At 42.1% G+C, this 18057-nt stretch carries 15 protein-coding genes and 1 pseudogene; 5 read left to right on the top strand and 11 right to left on the bottom strand.

Translation table 11 applies throughout. The features are described from left to right. Window positions 1-61 precede the first annotated feature (61 nt). Window positions 62-1093: a methionyl-tRNA formyltransferase gene (fmt, locus tag V7K35_RS15305; protein WP_335080122.1), complete on the bottom strand. Its 1032-nt coding sequence runs from the start codon at window positions 1091-1093 to the stop codon at window positions 62-64. Window positions 1094-1950: 857 nt separating this feature from the next. Between fmt and V7K35_RS15300 the strand changes: the two genes are divergently transcribed. From V7K35_RS15300 to V7K35_RS15290, 3 genes are all read left to right on the top strand, one after another. Further along, window positions 1951-3267 (top strand): hypothetical protein, encoded by a 1317-nt coding sequence (locus V7K35_RS15300; RefSeq protein WP_335080121.1) that lies wholly within the window; start codon window positions 1951-1953, stop codon window positions 3265-3267. 388 nt (window positions 3268-3655) lie between these two features. Next, window positions 3656-4015: a type II toxin-antitoxin system Phd/YefM family antitoxin gene (locus V7K35_RS15295; protein ID WP_335080120.1), complete on the top strand. Its 360-nt coding sequence runs from the start codon at window positions 3656-3658 to the stop codon at window positions 4013-4015. A gap of 25 nt (window positions 4016-4040) precedes the next feature. Next, window positions 4041-4247 (top strand): Txe/YoeB family addiction module toxin, encoded by a 207-nt coding sequence (locus V7K35_RS15290; RefSeq protein WP_334786279.1) that lies wholly within the window; start codon window positions 4041-4043, stop codon window positions 4245-4247. Between the two features lie 291 nt (window positions 4248-4538). Here V7K35_RS15290 and V7K35_RS15285 read toward each other — a convergent pair whose 3' ends face one another. The 6 genes from V7K35_RS15285 to V7K35_RS15260 form a co-directional block, all read right to left on the bottom strand. Next, window positions 4539-5039: a LabA-like NYN domain-containing protein gene (locus tag V7K35_RS15285; protein ID WP_335080119.1), complete on the bottom strand. Its 501-nt coding sequence runs from the start codon at window positions 5037-5039 to the stop codon at window positions 4539-4541. Window positions 5040-5276: 237 nt separating this feature from the next. After that, window positions 5277-5567, bottom strand: coding sequence for a cell division topological specificity factor MinE (gene minE / locus V7K35_RS15280; protein WP_334794576.1), 291 nt, complete (start codon window positions 5565-5567; stop codon window positions 5277-5279). 36 nt (window positions 5568-5603) lie between these two features. Then, complete coding sequence (minD, locus tag V7K35_RS15275) at window positions 5604-6410, bottom strand: septum site-determining protein MinD (protein WP_334867319.1); 807 nt, start codon at window positions 6408-6410, stop codon at window positions 5604-5606. A 293-nt stretch (window positions 6411-6703) separates the two neighbouring features. After that, on the bottom strand, window positions 6704-7732 hold the full coding sequence (minC, locus tag V7K35_RS15270; RefSeq protein WP_335080118.1) for a septum site-determining protein MinC: 1029 nt from the start codon (window positions 7730-7732) through the stop codon (window positions 6704-6706). Window positions 7733-7898: 166 nt separating this feature from the next. Next, on the bottom strand, window positions 7899-9239 hold the full coding sequence (locus V7K35_RS15265) for a four-carbon acid sugar kinase family protein (RefSeq protein WP_335080117.1): 1341 nt from the start codon (window positions 9237-9239) through the stop codon (window positions 7899-7901). A gap of 183 nt (window positions 9240-9422) precedes the next feature. Then, window positions 9423-10085 carry a hypothetical protein gene (locus tag V7K35_RS15260; RefSeq protein WP_335080116.1) on the bottom strand — a complete coding sequence of 221 codons (663 nt, stop codon included), beginning with the start codon at window positions 10083-10085 and terminating at the stop codon, window positions 9423-9425. 794 nt (window positions 10086-10879) lie between these two features. Between V7K35_RS15260 and V7K35_RS15255 the strand changes: the two genes are divergently transcribed. Then, window positions 10880-12013, top strand: a complete 1134-nt coding sequence (locus V7K35_RS15255) for a Gfo/Idh/MocA family protein (protein WP_335080115.1) — start codon at window positions 10880-10882, stop codon at window positions 12011-12013. A gap of 198 nt (window positions 12014-12211) precedes the next feature. Here V7K35_RS15255 and V7K35_RS15250 read toward each other — a convergent pair whose 3' ends face one another. The 4 genes from V7K35_RS15250 to V7K35_RS15235 form a co-directional block, all read right to left on the bottom strand. Then, window positions 12212-13453 (bottom strand): Glu/Leu/Phe/Val family dehydrogenase, encoded by a 1242-nt coding sequence (locus tag V7K35_RS15250; protein ID WP_335080299.1) that lies wholly within the window; start codon window positions 13451-13453, stop codon window positions 12212-12214. Window positions 13454-14026: 573 nt separating this feature from the next. Further along, entirely contained in the window at window positions 14027-15169 is a 1143-nt protein-coding gene (locus V7K35_RS15245) for a beta-ketoacyl-ACP synthase (RefSeq protein ID WP_335080114.1), read from the bottom strand. Between the two features lie 180 nt (window positions 15170-15349). Continuing rightward, window positions 15350-16150 carry a peptidylprolyl isomerase gene (locus tag V7K35_RS15240; RefSeq protein WP_335080113.1) on the bottom strand — a complete coding sequence of 267 codons (801 nt, stop codon included), beginning with the start codon at window positions 16148-16150 and terminating at the stop codon, window positions 15350-15352. A gap of 238 nt (window positions 16151-16388) precedes the next feature. Further along, window positions 16389-16958, bottom strand: a complete 570-nt coding sequence (locus V7K35_RS15235; protein ID WP_335080112.1) for a photosystem I assembly protein Ycf4 — start codon at window positions 16956-16958, stop codon at window positions 16389-16391. Between the two features lie 920 nt (window positions 16959-17878). Between V7K35_RS15235 and V7K35_RS15230 the strand changes: the two are divergent. Continuing rightward, window positions 17879-18057 (top strand): annotated as a pseudogene (locus tag V7K35_RS15230) (photosystem II D2 protein (photosystem q(a) protein)); the annotation flags it as partial.

Raw genomic sequence — 18057 nt, 5'->3', positions numbered from 1 at the left:
AATCCAAGTTGCGCTTCTAGCGCACCAAAGGTGCAACCTAAAATCTAAAATTGGCAATCCCTCAACTTCCCGCACCAAAAACTTCTCCCACAGTTAAGCGGGTACCATTAACAAAATCCCATCCCGACTGGGGACGTTTACCAGCTAGCTGAACCTCTCGCAACAGCAACAAACCTTCCCCAGTTTGGACGATCGCCCCAATTCCTTTGGCAATGCTTACTACAACTCCTGGTCTGTCTGATATATTTGACAAATCAGGCAATTTATGAATTAATTCTTGTAATTCTGGTGGTAGCTCGCGTAGACGCGGAGCGGCTTGTCGCCAGACATCGCTTACAGAACCAAGAGGAGCAGAAGCGGTGATTTTTAACGGGTTATTACGAAAGCTAGCAGTGCAGTTAGGGTAAAAGCCTTTGATTTGATTGTGTAATTGGATCGCGCTTTTTGACCAATCCAAACCATAATCTGGTTTTTGAATCAGAGGTGCATAAGTAGCTGCTAAATTATCTTGGGCAATTGGTTGAATTTCTTTACGTTCCAACTTCAACAAAGTTTCTACCAATAAATCCCCACCGATCCCCGCTAGTCTGTCGGCTAAATCTTGGGCATTATCCAGTAATCCGATCGGTGTAGTGGCTATTTGTAATATTGCCCCAGTATCCATCCCCACATCCATTAACATGGTTGTGATCCCCGTTTCCCTCTCACCGTTATACAAACACCACTGAATCGGCGCTGCACCGCGATATTTGGGTAAAATCGAGCCATGCACATTAATACAGCCCAACTTTGGTATATTTAGGATTTTTGACGATAATATCTGTCCGTATGCAACAACAACAAACACATCTGCGTCTAATTGTTTGAGTTGGGTTAAAGTTTCAGTGTCTTTTTTCACCCGTTCGGGTTGCCATACTGGTAAGTTGTGAGCAATAGCGATCGCTTTTACAGGTGTTGGCGTAAGTTTATTTCCGCGTTCCCGGCGTTTATCTGGTTGGGTGACAACTGCCAACACGTCAAATTCTGAATGATTCAATAACTTTTCTAACGTGGGCACAGCAAACTGTGGTGTACCAAAGAATACAATTTTCATTAAGAATTTAGTTGTTAATCGTTAACCATTAGTTAATGGTAAATAATATCGGCTGTTTGGTGATAGAATATTTTCGTATTGGTGAAACCAAAGGCTGCAAGATTTAACTTAATAGTTAAGTTGACAAGTGTAACAGCTAGTATGATCTGCATCTGCCTTTAGTGAGTCTCATCGTTTAGTGGTGTATCGTCACGAGCCGCTAGAGCATCTACCGAGTAAATTTTCTTGTGTTCCCGATCATTTTTCCAAAATTGGCGTTAAATACACTTGAGTTTCTAAAAAACTATTGCTTGTTTTAGCTATTTTTGTAGTTGAGATTGCAATTTATAACTTTGGGTTGCTGACAGCAGTATTTTCTGAGTATGATGTATTATGCGTCGGCTTTCCCAGGTTTTAACTAACGCCTCATGTTTACCATTATCAGGGTTTGCGCTGTTATATTTAGTGTGTAACCTGGCTTATTTGCTGCGTAATAGCGATCGCTATTATGATCCCCAATAGCCGAGTTATCTCATTCTTAATTGCCAGCGTTACCGCCTGAACTATGCCTGGAATATCTCTTAACCAATACCTGTTTTTGGTGTGGTTGGGTATAGGAACTGCAACACTTTATATCGTGTAGTAATTACTGAGTTTTCAGCATATTTACTAAACTCACATATTTTTGCCAAAAAAACTACTACCTGAGTAAAAAAGGTGTAAACAATGATACTGAATTTTTGTAAAAATCTCCAAACTTTGAAGAAAATATTTCGTCAAAGCTTTTAGTTTCTTGTTATACATATAATTACCGCCTGCCCCATTGCTGCATAGGTATTGCTTCTCACATAGCAACCGCCCTTCTAGAGAGTCTACAAATGCTTAAACCCCTTTTACTATCAGGATGGTTCCGCGTACAACCATTTCTGAATTACGTTGTCGTTGTGATACTGATTGCACCTTTGCTAGCGGCGTCAGGTAACTCGACCCCAGTCAGATCCGAAGTAGCTAAATTAACACAGATAACTGGAAATTCTGACTCTGTGTCAAAGAAAATAGCTGTAGTTGGGGAAGCTGATATAGCTAAAATATTAAAAACAGATCAAATCAACTCTCTAACAGAAGAATTTGACTCTGTGCCAACACAAAGTACTGCTGTTCAGGAACCGCAAGTATTACCAGCGGATAAAATTGAGTCTCTGGCTAAAGCAGATAGTTCTGTGTCAAATAGCGATTTAACTGTTCCTGATAGTTTGGCAGCAGTTGAACTCGCACCATTAACAGATGTTCCTATTAGTCAAGTTAATTTAATCCGAAAACTCAAAGCTACTAATATCAAGTCTTTGAAAGGAAAAGAAAATTCTCTCTCAAGAGAAAAGTCTTTTACTAAATCATTGACAGCAATTCAAATTGCACCAACTCTTAGAGCGCAACCAACCACAACGACGGAAATACCTGTTGTTGAACCAGTTGAGGAGTCCCAAACAGAACAAGTAGATCCCATAGGTAGTCCTCATCCTATTCCTTGGAAATGGATTACAACTACTCAAGAAGCAATTAGTTCCAAAGGTGGTTCGGGAGTGCGTCACTACCGCAGCATACCCGTGGTTTCTCCAGATGGTAAATATGCTGTTTATAGCCGGGTACAACTGGAGGTAAAACCCCAAATGTACAACAGCCGTGTTACCAGCGTTCTGTTTGTCCAAGATATGCAAACTAAGAAGTTGTGGGTAATGGCTTCAACTACTCCTGTTAGTGATCCTTTATTAAAGATAAAGGCTGTAAAAGCAGCGTCATCAGAAGAAAGTGATCCGAATGGTCAAATTGGGGTATTAGTTCCAGTTAGTTGGTCGGAAAAAGGCGATCGCTTCTTAGCACGCAAGTTTGAAGGTATATTTAACACAGGTGACTCCACAGATAGTGCTGTGATTTGGGATCGGCAAAAAAATCACGCTAACACGGTTTCTCCTATTAATCAGGAAGAACATGAAAAAATTGCAGTATTGTTAGGCTGGAGTAAAAGCCAACCGGATCATGTCCTATTTCGTGCGGGTGAATTGGGCGAGGAAAATTGGCCATTAATGCAAGTTGGTAATGATGGTAAAACTGTCACTACAACAAACGATGATCAACCAATTACTTTTGGTAAAAAGGTTACAGAAATTTGGGCAGGACCACAAGTAGCCTACCGATAGTTTATTAAAAATATTATATGCTCCCGTTGTCGTCACTGCTGACAACGGGAGATTTTTTGGCTTTGCATAAAATAGGAATGATTCTTGTGGGGTGGGTATCTTGCCCTCTAAAAAGTAAAACTACCGTCCCACAAAGGTTTCAACGTCAGGTTAAGTGTTGCCAAAAAATGGAGAAAGTCTAGCTTAGACTGTAGACGCTGTAATCCACAGCCTACAATACTTTTGACCCCAATTAGTCAGAATTGCTTGACCAGGTTTTTTGAAAATTTTACTTTATCAATTTCTGTTATGTTAGGATAAAAGCATCAACCTGTACAGACTTGGTGTACAGGTTAAGCGAGAATGTACTTAATTCAATTTACAAGTAAAAACGGAACTTTTGATACTTATGGTTTCTGCTAGTTATACTTACACACAAGCACGAGAAAAGCTGTCTGAACTGTGCCAGAAAGTTACTTCAGAACGCGATTTTGTAATCATTACACGTCGTAATGCTGAAAATGTAGCTTTAATACCTGTTGATGAACTTTCTAGTATTCTAGAAACTGCTCATCTTTTACGTTCTCCCCGTAACGCTGAACGTTTGCTAACAGCTTTAAATCGAGCTAAATCAGGAGTTGTCAAATCTCAAAGCTTGGATGAGCTTAGTAAGGAGTTAGGATTTGACCAAAAAGAAGAACCTCAAAAACCAATCAAAACAAGAAATTCCAGCAACTCCAAACCAAAGAAAAACAGTATTTCAGCCTGAATTTTTAGAAGACTTAAAATTTTGGGTGGAAAATGATCAACGAGTTACCCTTAAAGTTTTGGATCTTGTCAAAGAGACTTGCCGAGATCCTTTTAAGGGGAAAGGTAAGCCGGAACCTTTAAAATATTTAGATCCTAATACTTGGTCTCGCCGTTTAACACAAGAACATAGAATTGTATATCTTGTAAAAGATGATGAAATAAATTTTTTACAAGCTCGCTATCATTATTAATTATTAATTATCCCAAAATATTAAGTAGCATTATTTAGTTTTGCGTAGCTTGCCGCTGTAGGCATCGCCTAACACTTCCAACACTCCAAAAATATCTACCTGCTGACAAGCTCCTCTCAAAATTCTAGCGACTGAGTTATAAGTGGGTATGCAAAAATATTCATGTCATTGCAAATAAAACTAAGTAATCTCAAACCCTTGTGATTACTTGGTTGCGGTACACTCACAATGTATATTTAATTTTGCATAAATACTCAGTTAATTAGAAGAGTGATAAGGAAATCAGTTTGCTTATTGCTTCTCAACCAGAGTGCGTATATCCCAAAAATCAATATAGTGACTTCCTGCGACGGCTCTAATTTCTTCTGCTACTATACCATTTGTTGACATAACAAAAAAGCGTTTGCCTCTTACGCTTAAAAGCTGAAGGGGGCGTTCAAAATCATCATCACCACTGATTAAAACAGCCATATCATAATGATCAATAGTGTTAAACATATCTAGCACTATTTCGACATCTAAGTTTGCTTTTTGTTTTGTAGTCCCATCAGAAAGCAGAATATTCTTTAAAGTTTTTGTGACCAACGTATAGCCCATAGTTGGCAATGCTTTTAAGTAAGCTTCCTGTTTAGCTTCTGGAGGAGCATCTACACCCATATAATAAAACGCATCAATCAATTCGCCTTTTGTTCTTACAAAATCCAAAATTTTCTTTGGATCTGTCCACCATCTTAAACAATCTCTCTGCATATAGAAGAAGTTTGCACCATCTAGGAAAAGGGATACTCGCATTTATTTACCTAGCTTGTTGGACAAGACTAGTGTTCCCTTACTTGATTATTTTGTAACACTTAACTCAAAAAGCGTTCGCCTGTTATCCTATTGTTCTAAAAAGTCGCGGTATAGCTCCTATATGTAACCACTTGACACTATAATCATTTATAAATCATCCGCGCACCCTATGTAGAGTGGCTTTCAGCTATTTATATCTAGCCAAATGACTTGCAGAAACTGCTAGAAAATAAACACTTATTTATCACCCCTTTCCCACTCAGGTATGGCACCTTTGACCCGGCGGATGGGCAAATTAGCAATTAAAGCTGTGGTTCGTTGGTTGCTTTCTAAAGAAAACTCTAAGCCTTCTGTCTCAACTTCAACATAGCGACAGACTACATCTAAGATTTCTTGCCGCATTTTTTCCAACGTTTGAGGGTCTATGTCAGCGCGATCGTGAGCAATCACCAATTGCAGGCGACGTTTAACTTGAGTTCGACTGCTATCAGGACCGCGAAAAAAAAGTCGTTCTAGAAGTTCAATCATTACGAATAGGTCTGGCGCGGAGACTGGAAAAGTAAGTTAAACAATCTTTGTCCTGAACAACCTTCGTAGACGGGCGAAGATGCTGTCTTGGGACGAGTCGATCTCCATAAATTGGACACTTTCCCCTTCCAATCTACGAGCAATGTTCTCAAAGGCTGTAGCAGCTAAAGAGGGATTTTCCGCTAACACTAAGGGTTCGCCGCGATTGGTAGATACAATAACACGCTCGTCGTCAGGGATTACCCCGATCAGGGGAATGGCGAGAAGTTCCTGAACATCTTGCACTGACATCATATCATTTGCCTGCACCATTGCGGGTCTGATGCGGTTAATTATTAAATGAACACGCTTGATACCTTGTGCTTCTAGTAACCCTACTACCCGGTCAGCATCACGAACTGAGGAAATTTCTGGTGTGCTGATAACTAGCGCTTCTTTTGCCGGGCCGATCGCATTTTTAAACCCATTTTCAATGCCAGCGGGGCTATCAATAATCACGTACTGATACTTTTGCGCTAAGGCATTCACCAGTAACTTCATCTGTTCAGGTGTGACTGCATCTTTGGAGCGATTTTGGGCTGCCGGCAGGAGTACGAGATTGGGTTGGCGCTTATCTTTCACCAAGGCTTGTTCTAAGCGGCACTCTCTGGCCAAGACTTCTACCGCAGTATAAACGATGCGATTTTCCAGCCCTAGCAGCAAATCCAAATTTCTCAAACCAAAATCCGCATCAACCAAAGCAACTTGACGCCCCATTTTGGCTAAAGCCATGCCCAGATTTGCTGAAACTGTGGTTTTACCCACTCCTCCTTTACCGGAGGTAATCACTATAATGCGAGTCATGATAGAAATGCGGTCAATGAGGGTTCTGGAAATATAAAACTGTAAATTGCAGTATAAAGTATGAAGTATCGTATCAGGTATGAAGAAATATCTAGTCTCGCTGATTCGGGCGAGGGATGAATATTTTTTTATTGCGATGTCTGGCTACAAGCCACTTTGCCTCTGTGCTCAGTTGTGTGCAATACACTTCGCTAGGACAAAGGGATTAAAGTAGTGTATTCCATCTACATGAAAACCGCTATATTTCATCCTTCATATTCTTCATTCTTTAAGTAAATATTCAGGGCTACTGATTAGATCTTAGTAAATTGGTTTCTAGAAAAATCACTAGCCCTAGCGATGCGAATCCCTTGGGGCATAATATGTGCCACTTCTGGAGAAAATTGCGTCGGTAATTTTTCTGGTGCTCTAGCTACAGCATCTGCGATCCGCAATTGGGTAGGTTCCATTTGCAAAGCCATAATCAGACACTCACGATTGCCTCCGGCCCCAGCATGAGCAATTCCACGTAGACGACCCCAGATGATAATATCTCCATCTGCAATTACAATACCACCTGGATTTACATCTCCCAAGATAATTACTGTACCAGGATGACGAATTTCTACTCCAGAGCGGACTGTTGTTTCTAGATAGAGAGCATCTGCTTGGGGTGTCGCTGTAGCTTTGGACTCTGAAACAAGAGTTGTTACGGGCTGTAGTTGTTCTACAGAATATCCAGATGTCACAGCAGCGATCGCAGTTTGCCGACGACTCGTCGAGACAGATATTAGCCGGAGTTGAACTTCACTCAAAGCCTCGGCTAGTTCTTGCAGCTGTCTGGTATCTACTAGGCGGTCTTGTGCCATTAGATGTACAGGCGTGTTAGATATACGGAAGCGATCGCCTGCATTCAGACGTTGCCTTATTTGTTGCCAAATATCAGACCAACTGAGTTCTGAGCCAGATCCTTGAGATTCCGGAGGTAAAATTAATAATAGCCGTCCCTCCTGACTTTTTAACTGGACTTGAGTATTATCATTTACACGATGCCCTGGTAATACTAACTCATCGGGATTTAAATCAGTCAGGATAAAATCTGATCCCGCATCAGGATTTGACTCTACATCTGGGTTAGTAGGATTTGACTCTACATCCGCAAGGACAGTATTTGATTTTAAATAAAGGAGGACAGAATTTAACTCAGCATCCGGGAGGATAGAATCTGACTCTAGATCAGAAACAGTAGGATTTACCTCTACCTCAGAAAGGATAGAGTTTGGTTCTGCATCAGGAAGTGCAGAATTTGACTTTAGATTCGGAATCGCAGAATCAGAATTCATGCAGTACTAGCCAAAAGACAAGGGACAGTTTTAGCCAACAGATTTTGGATTTTCAATTTTGGACTTCGACTTCGCTCAGTCGAACGATTTTGGATTTGTGTCACCCACAAAAGGTGAAAGCACGTAGCAGGACGTTAATCTGACATGAACCAAAAGATCCTTTAATCTAAAATCTAAAATCTAAAATTGGCACGGTTAACCTCTGATAAACTGTCCCCAAGGCATCATCATCGCCGACGTTACCTGGAAACAGCACCACAGGCAAATTAGGAAACTGGGGATGATCGGATGGCGTTAGGACCATTGAACAACCAGCTAAAATTTGACCGAGTAAGCGGGCTGAAGTTAAGGCTAGTCCAGTACTCAAGACATCGTTTGAGGTAATACCACCCTTGCTGATTAAAAATCCTATATCAGATGGTAAACCCCGCACAATATCCATCAATAAACTTGAAACTTTTGCCCCAAACTCCAATCGAGTGTTGACATCTTTAAAACTCAGTTCCTGACGGCTAGTATAAACCACTGGTGTTTTGCCAGCGTCGTGTACCGCCCGTGTACTTTCTTTGATTTCAGTTAGCAGTGCCGCAGATTCATCTGCCTTCTCATCAAGTAATCGTGCTACATTTACTTCGATTCCCACAGTTCCCTCTACTTGCAATAGCGCTGCTAATTGCTGAGTAGTCTTTTTCACATGGGAACCAACAATTACCGCACCTGGTTTGCCTTCTCGCACGTACTGCGCCATGTTTTCGGCGGCGATGGGTTGGGGTGGTAAAGCGGCTAAAGCTGTTAAAATACTGGCTGCACTGCGAAACAGAAAGCGTTTCCCTTGACTTACTGCTGTTAATATGTCTACTGCAAAGCGGTTGAGATCAGCTTGAGTTTCACCATCGACGACAGCGCACTGATTACCACTCAGTTTTAACAAGCGTTCTAGACTACCAGCCCGAATATCGGCCAGGAGAAACCTTTCTACAACTTCGGTACTAATTCGTCCTTGAGTCTTTTCTTCGACATACTTGGGTAAGTAACTGTGATGGTAGCTGAAGACTGAATCACGGGCAAATTCGGTTTCATGCACTGGGGTGGGTACACCAGCAATAATCAAGTAATGCACACTATCGCGGGTAATGCGTCCGCCATCAAAAAATGCAGGTACGAGAAAATGAGCATCAAAGGGGCCGAGTTCTTGTGCGATCGCATCAGTTTCAATGGGATAATGCCCTCGCAAAGTAGAATCAGAACGGCTGACAATCAGAAAATCGTCAATTCCTTCTGCATTCAAGGCGATTTTCAAGTTATGGCAAACTTCTTTGATAACAGATGCAGCTGATTCTGGGGTTAGTGATCTAGTGTTAGTCAGCACAAAGAAAATCGGCGAATCATCCTGCAACCCGCTGCGCAAAGTGTCCACATCCCAGTGCATTAGCAGCAAGCAGCTGTGGACTGTTTGAGAACCTGTAGGGTCATCATCCAGGACAATTATTTTTGGTTTGTTGCTCATTTTAAGTCAACGGGGCGATTGTTTTTTAGGAAAGTTCGGATTTGGAAAGTATTTTGCTAAACATCAAAAATTGCAACCTAACTTCCTACCCCCTTCCCTACTAGGGTTGGGGAGAGATTCAAAGCCTTTCTCCTCAAAAAAGAGAGGTTTATCAGTAGAATTTGTGACTTTTCAAACATCAATTCAGCCTTTCTGCAACTTTCTGATTTCTGCTTGCACATCGATCGCAATTTGCAATGATTGATTTAGCAGTTGAGCATATTCGCCTGCTTGACTACTAAGTTGTAAAGCTTGCAGACTGGCTAAATTATTGACAAATAATTCTTGGTTATTAGCAAGCAATTTTTTATTATCTCGCAAAATTCGTTCCGTTTTCAGAGCGCGGACTAAATCTTCTCTAATCAGTTGCAGGGCGGCGGTTACTTTATCTCGGTCATGGATACTGCTTTCTACGTTTCCTGATGCAGCCAATTGGTCATTAATATCTATAGCGTGGATCAGGTCATGATATTTATCAACTTCATCTAAAAGTATTGTCAGTCCTTCAGGACAGGTTACTTGTCGCCACAGCCATCGCCCCACTAATATCGGCATTGGCACTAGAATTAGTAAAAGAATTCCTAGTCGAATTGAAGATCCAATTGTCGGCAGAATAATAAACGCGTAAACAAAGCCAACAATTATTGGCGTTAGCGCCAGCGTCACCAGCATTTCATTAATCAAAAACCCTAATCGCTTCTTGCTATCTCGCAGAACCGAGGGTCGAAAAACGTCTTCTGGATCGAACCCAGTCAAACGTCTCAGTTCCCCCTTGCTAATTTCCAAGCCTATTAAGTCCGGCTGCACGGCTGGATAACTCCTATGGAAGCCCAAGTTGCGTATTCATTTTAATCGGCTTTGGTAGAGAAACAATGGGTCGTTACGCTTTTCCTGTGCAGTTATCATCGCTGCAAATATTTTTTCTATTTTTTCCAAAACTTGCGTAAACCCCCCCACCTCCTTCGTATAACGCTTTAAAGAGGTAGGGGAAAAAGCATGATGCATTAAAAATCAGTAAGTTATAGCTTAAAAGTCGTATAAGTATAATATTTGTAATATAAAATACAAGTAAAACTTAATTGTGTTCAGGACTTATGCCACTAAGGGTTTCAGCGTCAGCTTTGGTGTTTCAACAAAAATGGATAAAGTCGAGCCAAGGTAGAAGAGCAACTTAGTTCTGTAATGCATAGGGAGGTTTGGGTTGTAGCTTTGGGCTACTAATGCTACATACTCAGTATCCCTCATGCTGAGGTTATGAATTTCAGTCAAGGTGCAATACCAGAAATATTCCTTAAGTCTAAATTAAAGCTTACTCAAAGAATGAGGTTTTCATTTCCCAATTCCTAGAGAATATATGAAATACTCTTCATAACCTCTCAAATTCTCAGCGTCAGAAATCGATAATTACTAAGGTAAAAGAAAATGGTTAAAACTAGAGCAATTGACATTCTTTCATTAATTGAAGCAGAACATCGCTAAGTTGAGAAACTTTTTCCAGCTAACGTCAATCGTCCAACTATTTGTATAAACAGTTAGCCATAACTTGCACGTAATTAGTGTATTAAGATTCCTAAATTATTCCTTCATTGGAGACTAGAAAAATGACTGCTACAAATGATCAGCGTAAAATTCGTTATGCCGTTGTTGGTTTAGGTTGGTTTGCTCAAGAAGCCGCCTTGCCTTCTTTTGTCCACGCCGAAAACTCGGAATTAGTGGCACTGGTTTCAGATGATGCCACTAAAAGCGAAGAACTGAGCAAAAAGTATGGCATTAAGCATACTTACTCCTACGAGGAGTATGAGGACTGTCTGACAAGCGGCGAGGTTGATGCCGTTTATATTGCGCTGCCCAATCACTTGCATTGTAAGTACACTGTGCGGGCTGCTAATCAGGCAATTCATGTATTATGTGAAAAGCCAATGGCAACGACTGAAGAAGAGTGTGAAACAATGATTAAAGCTGCCAATGATAACAATGTGAAGCTGATGATTGCCTACCGCTTACATTTAGAAGAAGCCAATTTACAAGCAGTCGAAATTGTGCGCTCAAAGCAAATTGGTGAACCACGGATTTTCAACTCGGTTTTTACTCAGCAAGTAGAAGAAGGCAATATTCGTTTACGAGATGCTACAGGTGGTGGCACGCTCTATGATACTGGCATTTACTGCATTAATGCTGCACGTTATTTATTTCAAGATGAACCAATTGAAGTATTTGCAGTAGCTGCCAATAAGGGAGAAGAACGCTTTAGCGAAGTGGAAGAAATGACTAGCGTCATCTTGCGTTTTCCTAACGAGCGATTAGCAACATTTACCTGTAGCTTTGGAGGGGCTAGTGTTTCGAGCTATCAGATTGTAGGTACTCAAGGCGATTTGCGAGTAGAATCTGCCTATGCTTGGCAGGGAGAACTGAAGCACTACCTAACAATTAATGGTGAAACCCAAGAGCGTACCTTTGAGGATCACGATCAACTAGCAGCTGAATTTATCTACTTCTCTGATTGTATTCTGCAAGATAAAAACCCAGAGCCATCTGGAACGGAAGGGTTGATTGATGTTTCGATTATTCAAGCACTCTACAAGTCAATTGAGACGCGTCAACCTGTGCAGATAGAAACTCGCGACGGCGGTAAACTACGCCATCAACGTCCCACATCGGCTCAAACTATTCAGCGTCCTCCTGCTGAGGAGACGCCAGACCTGATTCATGCTGCTGCACCTTCTAAGGAGTCGTAAGTTAGGTTGAAGTATCCTTTGACCAAATAATATCAGCTTGGTGAGACAAGGGGCAAAATCCCCTTGTTCATCCGATTAATACAGTTCATGTTGTAGCGATCGCTCAACAAAAAAAGGCAGATAAATCAATGGCGGATCAAGTACAATTACTGGCGACAATGATCTATTCTGCCCCGTGAACAACTAAATATAAAAAACTTAAGGATAAAGACCTCTGTCAGTCAGGGCCTGCGCCACTCTACCTACCCCCAGTGTGTAAGCTGCTAACCTTAAAGGAATTTGCCGTACCAACGAATGCTGAATCACCCGGCGGTAGGCTTGCACCATCAAATACTCCATTTCGCGGTTGACGCGTTCCTCATCCCAAAATACATAGGAAAGACCCTGTACCCATTCCAAATAACTGACTACCACACCACCAGCATTCGCTAAGATGTCCGGTAGCACTGTTACACCCCGTGCTTCTAACGACAAGTTAGCCTCAAGAGTAACTGGCCCGTTAGCTGCTTCTGCCACAATCTGTGCTTGTACCTGATTCACATTTTCTTCAGTGATCTGGTTTTCCAAAGCCGCTGGTATTAAGACATCGCAGGGTAAACTTAATAAATCTGCATTGCTAATTGGTACAGATTGCGGGAAACCCACAATACTCTTGCGATTTTCAGCAGCGTAGACTCTCAACTTGGGAATATCAAGACCAACTTCGGAAAATACTCCCCCAGCACCCGTTGAAACAGCGATAATTTTCGCGCCTGCTTGATGTAGTAATTCAGCTGCGGCACTACCAACGTTACCGAAACCCTGGATAACTACTTGCACTCCTGCCAAGGATTTACCTTGTTCTGCTAGCGCCTCACGGACAATAATCATCACGCCACGTCCGGTTGCCATTTCCCGTCCCAGCGAACCACCAATAGAAAGGGGTTTCCCAGTCACAACCCCTGGTACAGCATGACCGACATTTACAGAGTAAGTGTCCATCATCCAAGCCATCTCACGGGCAGAAGTACCCATATCCGGTGCAGGAATATCTACCGCAGGCCCAATATCTTTAATCAACTCGCTGATATATCGGCGGCTGATTCGCTCTAATTCGCCAACACTATAACGTTTTGGATCTATAGCAATACCACCCTTACCACCACCGTAAGGAATACCTAACAAGGCACATTTCCAGGTCATCAACATTGCCAAAGCTGAAACTTCGCGCAGTGTCACAGCCGGGTGATAACGAATTCCACCTTTGTAGGGGCCTAAAACATCGGAGTGCTGCACTCGATGTCCAGCGAGAACTTGTATTTGCCCATCATCTAGTTTCACGGGAATGGAAACCGTGACAACCTTACGCGGGTGGCTGAGAATTTCCAGCAAACCTTGATTTAAATTTAATTCTTTAGCTGCCGCTTCTAAGTAGCTACAGGCTTGGTCAAATGGGCATATATGTGCTGGAGAAGCAGGTTATGGCAGCAACAGGGATTTTAAGATCATAAAACTTTCTCCTAATCACGGTATCTTTACGAACCGGATATCATATTTAACTAGCTTATCTTTTTTTTTGGGGAAAACAGAGCTTTTGTAGTTTTTGTTACAGTTTTATATTTGATATCTTGATACGCCTGCAAAGCAGTATGCGAAGTTAAGGAATTGCAAAAAAAAATTATCCAATCTTGTGGAAAGTGCCTCTCTAGCCAACCTTCGTAAAATCTCGTTTCCAGTCTCTGGCTAGAAATGCATACCCTGGCGGCTCTGCCGCCAGGAGAACGTAAAAGCCTCTCTAGACAAGTCCTTCAGAGATTGCCTCGTTCCCAGTCTCCGACTGGGAATGCCTAATGGGAGGCCTCAAGACTTGCGGCAGAGCCGCAATGAAAGAGCATTTCCAGCCAGAGGCTGGAAACGAGATTTTAAAGGAGTTTTTGCTTAAGTTGACACGTATGGGCAATGCCATGTCCGAGCAACAAATGCTTAATTAAAACTTATACATGATGTCGCTCAGATAGTTAAACCCACAAGTTTTTATCTTGTTAACGCGATCGCTGCATTCTGTCCCCCAAAGCCAAAACTCAAACATAATACCTGCCTAACTTTACTTAGACGGGCTGCTGTAACCACATCTAAATCAAATTCTGGCTGCTGCAATCCTACATTAGGTGGTAAAATTTGATGCTTTAATGCCATGAGAGAAAAAGCTACACCTAAGGCTCCAGATGCTCCTAGTGTATGACCTGAGCTTCCCTTGGTGGAACTAACTGCTACACCTTGGGGAAACAAACGCTGGATTACCATGCTTTCTATCCGGTCATTTAGCTGAGTAGCTGTGCCATGAGCATGAATATAATCAATATCGGCTGGTAAGAGACAACTACGTTCTAGACATTGTTTGATGGCAGCGATCGCATTTTTCCCTTGAGGTTCTGGTGAATTGGTATGATATGCATCGTTGGTTAAACCGAAACCGAGAATTTCACCATACACTTTTGCTTGACGCTGTTTTGCCAATTCTGCTGATTCCAAGACAAACACAGCTGCACCTTCCCCCAAAACTAAGCCTTCCCGATGCAAATCAAAGGGATAAGCGCCAGTTTTCGCCAAAGCACCCATCTGCTGAAATCCAGCTAAAGTTAAACGTGTAATCGGCGCTTCCACTGCACCAGCTAGAGCCTGTTGACATTGCCCAGTTTGGATCAGCAAAGCTGCTTGGGCAATAGACCAAATTCCAGTTGCACAAGCTGCCATCGGTGCCAAAACTATGCCAGATGCACCGATTTGTCTTGCAGCGGCGATCGCATTCATGTGAGGTAATGTATCTAGCCAATTTCCAAAAGAGGACACGGGCTTCGCCGTGTCTTCATACATTTGCCGCGCCAGCATCTCCCAAGACGCTTGATAAGAGCGACTCGATCCAATGACTACAGCACAATCAGTTAAAGGTGAAACTAATCTAGCATCTTGTAAAGCAGAAGCAACAGCCATCTGAGTTAACATTGGCAACTCAGATGGTTGTTGAGCAATCAAACCTAGAGGAAGTGGTGTAATTTCTGGAAATGGTTGATGCAACAAAATTCCAGATTTACCTGCTAGCAAATTTCGCCAACTATCCTCTAAGCTTCCACCCAAGGCAGAAATTAAACCAATACCAGTTACACAAACCTTAACCAATTTGAATTTTGGGATGAGGAGGATGAGGGAGATATGGGGGATGAGGAAACGTAATTATCAATCCATTTGTCCGAAAATTAAATTTTGATTCTCGATTTATAACCTTTCGAGATTTAATTCGCGGATATGTCTAATAAACTTCCTCATCTCCCCCATCTCGCCCATCTTTCCCTGTTCCTTTTACTGCCCTGGTGTTTTCAGATTTTCAGCACCTTGGGTGACTTTAGCAGATTCAATGCGATCGCCTTGCTGAATTTTGTTCACTACATCGAAGCCTTGAGTGACATTGCCAAACACGGCGTAGTTACCATCCAAGAAGGCCAAATCTGCTAAAGCAAAGTAAAACTGAGCAGAAGCGGAGTCTGGTGGTTGCGATCGCGCCATTGCTACTGCACCTTGTTTATGGGGCAATATGACAGGTTGAGCAGTAGCATCAAATGGTTTATTGTAAATCGGAGTATCTGAACCTTTTGGTTTAACTTCTAAAGGTATATAGCGAGGATTTCCCGTTTTTGGGTCAATATAGCTACCGGTTCCCAGTCTATTTACTGGAACTTTCGGGTCTTTGCTTTGGGGATCGCCCCCTTGAACTACAAACGGTTGGGGTTCGCGCACAACTCGATGGAAAGCTAAACCATCGTAAACACCCTTTTGCACTAAATCTACGAAGTTACCAGCTGTAATGGGGGCATCAGTGCCGTCTACTTCGATAGTAATCGGCGAACCTTTAACCGTGAGCACCACAGTAGCCTTGCCTTCGAGCCGTGGTAAATCTGTGATTCCAGGAATACTCTCACTAATTGTTTGAGATACAGATGTTGCTTCAGTAGTCGTCTTGGTGCTTGCCTGGCTTGTAGCCGAGGTAGCTGTCGAGCTTGGCGAAGACGTATTAGAAGCTACTTGCTGTGTGGAACATCCTCCCAACATCAAAGCACCGATGATCACAAGAGAAAGCAAAAATTGTGAAATTTTTAACCGCATTGCCAGTTACTGATTCAACCACAGTATCTTATCCTTTCGAGGGGCATTAGGAATTAGGGGGAGATGAGGGAGCAAGCAAAACATTATTTTTCTTCATTCCCCATGCCCCTTCAATTTTGGATTTGCCTTAGCGAGTCAGATGCTACGCACAGTCGCTAATGCAACGCTTACGATCCTCTTTTAGATTTTAGATTGTTCAATCCAAAATCTAAAATTCTTCTGCCCAATGCCCAATTAATTAAAGTCCTTCTAGTGAGACTCCCAAAAAGCGGGCTAACTTTGCGCCTTCTGTTTCTAACTCTGTTAAAGATAACGGTTGTCCAACGCGTGTTAAGGGTATATCTCGCCGGCCCTTAATGCGTAGATAGAGGGCACGAAGGGGATTAAGACCTTCTTTGACGGCTATTCGCACAGATTGCACATCTTCTATGCGGCTGTCAATCTCAATTCGGCGGTTTTTGCCAGGAAACCCCCAACGGAAGATTTTGATTGTGCCATTTTCCTGATTAAATTCGTTGTAACCGCCACCTACATCCAATAAAATCACTAACCACAAATATGTGGCTAATAGCAAGCCAGCAGTGCCATATAATCCCATTACCAATCCTTGGGGGACAAATACCAGTTTAGTTGGATCGGAAACTATGAGTAAATTAACTTTTAAATAACTTGATATCCCAGCCAATAAAAAGCCGCTGGCTCCCAAGGTAACGATAGTTGCCCAGCAGTAGTTACTGAAGCGACGAGAACCGAGAACATTTTGATGCAGGAGGCGATCGCCTTTGTTAATCGTTGTTGATGTCGTCATTGAACTACCATTGCCCGTGAGATACTCGCTGTCACATACTCGTACACTAAATGCTTTTGCATAGAGTGGTGGGTTCCTCTGCCAATCCGGCTATTGCTTAGGAGGCACGGAGAGCTATATTTGAAGTCCACGGGAACCCTGCCGCAGACTATAAATTTTTCACTTTGTACCCTACAAATTTTACTGTCCCAGATAATGCTGGCTTCCTTGATCCTACCGGACAAACCACTTAGGCTATTTGTATTAGTCAAGATATACCAACTTCCCTTTTCCTTGTCTAACGTTTCACATAGGTTTTCCAGAGGTGTATCAACGACGTGGCCGCAAAGTCATTATCCACATTTTACCAAATATCGTTGACAAAAACTCAACTGCGCCCTTCCATGTTCCTGCTACCGATATAATTTTTTAGGGTAATGTTGTACTATTTTTTTACTCAATGGCTGATAAAAATTCTTTACTTCCTCACTCTCTGCCCCTCTTATTCCCTGCTCCCCTCTCCCTGCCTCTTTTTTACCTCTTGAAATGAGTTATCTACCTACCTCCATCTGCATTAAATTTTTTTAGATTTCTGAGAAAAGTTGTGTCAAATTGTAAAATTTCTGATATTCATATTATTTATAAGGTTCGTGTTTCATAGCTCATTTCCTTTTGCATATCAGGCAAAAACCCTGAGTAATGTGATAAATTAAGAATCATTAAGTTACCACAAGCTAGATTACTAGCCGATGGTACGTGTAATGTCATAACCCTGAGAAATAATGACTTAACTAGTCAGTAAGCTCTCAGAATCTCAGTTACTTAAAAGCAGTTGAGATTGTCAAAAAAAACGTTAATTCCTCACGGTAGTCGGTTACATCGGCTCTCCGTATTGCTTTAGAAACGTTGCAATTTTAGTAAAAAAAGAGGATTTTAGTCCGATGACCATCGCAGTTGGACGCGCCCCCAGTAGAGGGTGGTTTGACGTTTTAGACGACTGGCTCAAGCGCGATCGCTTCGTATTCGTAGGTTGGTCAGGGATACTACTGTTCCCCTGCGCCTTCCTAGCACTAGGCGGTTGGCTGACCGGCACCACCTTCGTCACCTCTTGGTACACCCA

Source organism: Nostoc sp. (assembly GCF_036917275.1).
Lineage (GTDB): Bacteria > Cyanobacteriota > Cyanobacteriia > Cyanobacteriales > Nostocaceae > Nostoc.
Note: the sequence above shows the minus strand (reverse complement) of the source record. Positions and strands in the feature narration are given on the sequence as shown.

Coding starts and splice junctions, on each gene's coding strand:
- V7K35_RS15295 (WP_335080120.1), top strand. CDS start 3,656: ATGGTTTCTGCTAGTTATACTTACACACAAGCACGAGAAAAGCTGTCT.
- minE (WP_334794576.1), bottom strand. CDS start 5,567: ATGATTGAACTTCTAGAACGACTTTTTTTTCGCGGTCCTGATAGCAGT.
- V7K35_RS15285 (WP_335080119.1), bottom strand. CDS start 5,039: ATGCGAGTATCCCTTTTCCTAGATGGTGCAAACTTCTTCTATATGCAG.
- minC (WP_335080118.1), bottom strand. CDS start 7,732: ATGAATTCTGATTCTGCGATTCCGAATCTAAAGTCAAATTCTGCACTT.
- V7K35_RS15240 (WP_335080113.1), bottom strand. CDS start 16,150: ATGCGGTTAAAAATTTCACAATTTTTGCTTTCTCTTGTGATCATCGGT.
- V7K35_RS15235 (WP_335080112.1), bottom strand. CDS start 16,958: ATGACGACATCAACAACGATTAACAAAGGCGATCGCCTCCTGCATCAA.
- V7K35_RS15265 (WP_335080117.1), bottom strand. CDS start 9,239: ATGAGCAACAAACCAAAAATAATTGTCCTGGATGATGACCCTACAGGT.
- V7K35_RS15255 (WP_335080115.1), top strand. CDS start 10,880: ATGACTGCTACAAATGATCAGCGTAAAATTCGTTATGCCGTTGTTGGT.
- V7K35_RS15300 (WP_335080121.1), top strand. CDS start 1,951: ATGCTTAAACCCCTTTTACTATCAGGATGGTTCCGCGTACAACCATTT.
- minD (WP_334867319.1), bottom strand. CDS start 6,410: ATGACTCGCATTATAGTGATTACCTCCGGTAAAGGAGGAGTGGGTAAA.
- fmt (WP_335080122.1), bottom strand. CDS start 1,093: ATGAAAATTGTATTCTTTGGTACACCACAGTTTGCTGTGCCCACGTTA.